Origin of the sequence: Streptomyces sp. NPDC058664 (assembly GCF_042716635.1) — a bacterium.
In the GTDB taxonomy this organism is placed as follows: domain Bacteria; phylum Actinomycetota; class Actinomycetes; order Streptomycetales; family Streptomycetaceae; genus Streptomyces.
This window is the reverse complement of the sequence record NZ_JBHXRW010000170.1, coordinates 1-3,039: the sequence shown is the minus strand read 5'-3', so window position 1 is coordinate 3,039 and position 3,039 is coordinate 1. Positions and strand designations below refer to the sequence as shown.

Here is a 3,039-nt window from a genome sequence, read left to right as displayed (position 1 = left end):
TCCGCACTGTACTTCGAGGGCCGTGCCACGTAGATCTTCACCTTCCTGGACCAACGTCCATTGTCAGGTGTGTCCACACCGCAGGGGCCACCTCACTCTTTGCGCTGACCGGTTGAATCCGCCACGGCTTTCTTCGCGACGCAGACCCGGCGAACATGGACCCGTTCATCGAGGCGGAGAAAGCCACGGGCCACAACGTCAAACGGGCGTGTGAACTGCTTCAGGTCTCCCAGACCGCCTACTACGCCCGCCGCAACGGCGTCCCCGGACCCCGGGCCGTGCGGGACGCCGAGCTGACCGAACAGATCACCACCGTGCACCAGCGGTCCCGCGGCACCTACGGTGCCCCGCGCATCCACGCCGTCCTGAAGCGCGAAGGCACCGACTGCGGACGCTGCCGGGTCGCACGTCTGATGCGGCAGGCCGGCCTCACCGGCCGACACCGACACCGCACCACCATTCCCGACCCCCACGCGTCCACCCGCCCTGACCTGGTGCTTCGCGACTTCCAGCCCGATTTCTCGGCCCTCGACACCCGCTGGTGCGGGGACATCACCTATTCCCGCCGCGTCGTCGGCTGGGCCACGGCCGACCACCTGCGAACCGAACTCATGGCCGACGCCCTGACAGCGGCTTGCCGCACCAGCCGGCCGGCCCGGTCGGTGATCTTCCACTCCGACCGCAGCTACCAAGACACCAGCTGTGAACTCGCCACCCTGGCAGCAAAGTTCAGTGATTCCTAATGCCGTCTGTCAAGCTGCGAGGGTGGTTAGCGGCGTGAGCTCGTAGCACCGCCCGTCGCGGAGGAAGGCCCAGAGGACGTTGACTCGGCGGCGGGCGAGGGCAAGGACGGCTTGGGTGTGGCGCTTGCCTTCTGCGCGTTTGCGATCGTAGAACCGGCGTGACTCGTCGTTCCGTCGGATGCTGAACAGCGCGGAGGTGTAGAGGACGCGTTGGAGCCGTCGGTTGTAGCGTTGCGGGCGTCGCAGGTTGCCGCTGATCTTTCCGGAGTCGCGCGGGACCGGCGCGACGCCGCCGAAGCCGGCGAGGCGGTCGGGAGTCCCGAAGACGGACATGTCGCCGCCGGTGGCGGCCAGGAACTCGGCGCCGAGGATGATGCCGAGGCCGGGCATGCTGGTGATCACGTCGAAGTGGTGGTGGTCGCGAAACCGGGCCTCGATGAGCTTGTCCAGTTCGGCGACCTGCTCGTTGAGGGTCATCACCTCCTTCGCCAGGGTGTGCACCATCTGGGCGGTCAGCTTCTCCCCGGGCAGACTGGTGTGCTGGCGCTCGGCCGCCTCGACCGCGGTTGTGGCGAGCTGGTCGGCTCGGAGGACCTTGCGGTTTCGCAGCCAGGTCTCCAGGCGTCTGGCGCCGGTCCGGCGGATGGCTGCGGGGCTCTGGTAGCCGGTCAGCAGCACGAGCGGGCCCTTGTTGGTGAGGTCCAGGGCCCGCTCCAGGCTGGGGAAGATCCCGGTCAGCTGGGCCCTCAGCCGGTTGACGGTGCGAGTGCGGTCGGCGACCAGGTCTATGCGCCGACCGGTGAGGATCTTGAGGTCGATGACGGTTTCGTCGCTGGGGCGCAAGGGGTGCAGATCGCGGCGGATGCGGACCTGGTCGGCGATGACGGCGGCGTCCTTGGCGTCGGTCTTGCCTTCGCCGCGGTAGCTCTCCGAGGCGCGGTGGATGGCGCGGCCGGAGATGTAGTTCACCAGCTGGTCGTGGTTGAGGAGGATGCCTATGGCCAGGGCGGCTCCGCCGTCGGCCAGGTCGATGCCCCAGGTCACCTCGTCGCCCAGGGTCAGGACGTCGGTGATGAGTTCGAGGAGGTCGGGCTCGTCGTTGGCGACGCGCCGCGACAGCAGTCGGCGGCCACTCTCATCGATCACGACGCAGTGGTGGTGGGTCTTGCCTGCGTCGATGCCGGCCCAGATGATGGCCATCATGCCTCCGTACGGTGGGGTGTGCTGGGTGCCTCCCGACGGACGACCTCGCTGTCGATTCCCTACGGAGCGATCATTCGCAATTCCTCATTGGCAGCCGAGTCGTCGTGGGGCGCCGGGCGGCCAATCACTGGAAGCCACAAGCGGCAGAGCCTTTTGAACCACACCCGACACCCCTGGGTGGGAGAACCATACGAAGGGTTCGCCCTGTCCCGGTGTACAACGTAGGGAGCCTTTTCCAACCTCATGCTGAGGCGTGATGAAGGACGAGGAGGGCCTTCACAACGTCGGTGATGCGGTGGGTGCTGCAGCGGAGTTTCCGTAGGAGGCGCCAGCTCTTCAGGGTGGCCATGGCCTGCTCGCCGAGGCAGCGGATCTTGGCGTGGGTGGTGTTGTGGCGGCGCTGCCACCGCTTGAGGCGACGGCCACGGAAGGGCACCCGGATGGAGCCGCCGGCGCCCTGGTATGCCTTGTCGGCCCAGCACGTGAGGCCGGCGTCGGTGAGTGCTTCGACGATGCCATGGGTGCGGACGGCGGTCAGGTCGTGCGTGGAACCGGGCAGCGCGGGCGAAGCCCACAGCAGGCGGCCGAACGGGTCGGTGAGGACTTGGACGTTCATGCCGTGGCGCTTGTGTTTTCCGGAGTAGTACGGGGTGTCGGCGGCGATCCGGTCGATCGGCAGCAGGGTGCCGTCCAGGATCACGAACGCCTTGGTCTGCGCGATGTTCATGGCCTCGGCCAGGGTGGGCGCGAGGCCGGCCAGCACCTCGACGGCCTCGCGTATGTAGCGGTATGCGGTGGCGATGCCGATACCGAACCCGGCAGCGAGTTGGGCGTAGGTGTCACCGCACCGCAGATGGGCCAGGGCGAGGACAGCCTGACGGCCGGCGGTCAGACGCCGCCATCGGGTCCCGATCTCCCCTCGCCGCACAAAGAGTCGTCCGGTCAGCTACCGCAGGGTGCGACTGGACAGGCCGATCGACGACGGGTAGACGAGCACGCGAAGCTCCGTAAGTTGTTGGGCGGCCCGGGAGGGCCGGGTGTGGCTGACGCGAAGCTGTCTTCAGTGGCTTGCCAGGAGTGGCCGCCCGGCTCT

At 67.8% G+C, this 3,039-nt stretch carries 3 protein-coding genes; 1 reads left to right on the top strand and 2 read right to left on the bottom strand.

The window, feature by feature from the left end:
- Window positions 1-155: 155 nt before the first annotated feature.
- Window positions 156-743, top strand: a complete 588-nt coding sequence (locus ACFWUY_RS41135; RefSeq protein ID WP_384122001.1) for an IS3 family transposase — start codon at window positions 156-158, stop codon at window positions 741-743.
- 9 nt (window positions 744-752) lie between these two features.
- Here the strand turns inward: ACFWUY_RS41135 and ACFWUY_RS41130 are convergent, their stop codons facing one another.
- Together ACFWUY_RS41130 and ACFWUY_RS41125 are read right to left on the bottom strand one after the other, a co-directional pair.
- The gene (locus tag ACFWUY_RS41130; RefSeq protein WP_384122006.1) at window positions 753-1,943 is read right to left on the bottom strand and encodes an IS110 family transposase; all 1,191 of its coding nucleotides are present in this window, start codon (window positions 1,941-1,943) and stop codon (window positions 753-755) included.
- Between the two features lie 244 nt (window positions 1,944-2,187).
- A complete protein-coding gene (locus ACFWUY_RS41125) occupies window positions 2,188-2,892 on the bottom strand; it encodes a transposase family protein (protein WP_384122003.1) in 705 nt (234 codons plus the stop codon).
- Window positions 2,893-3,039: the final 147 nt, after the last annotated feature.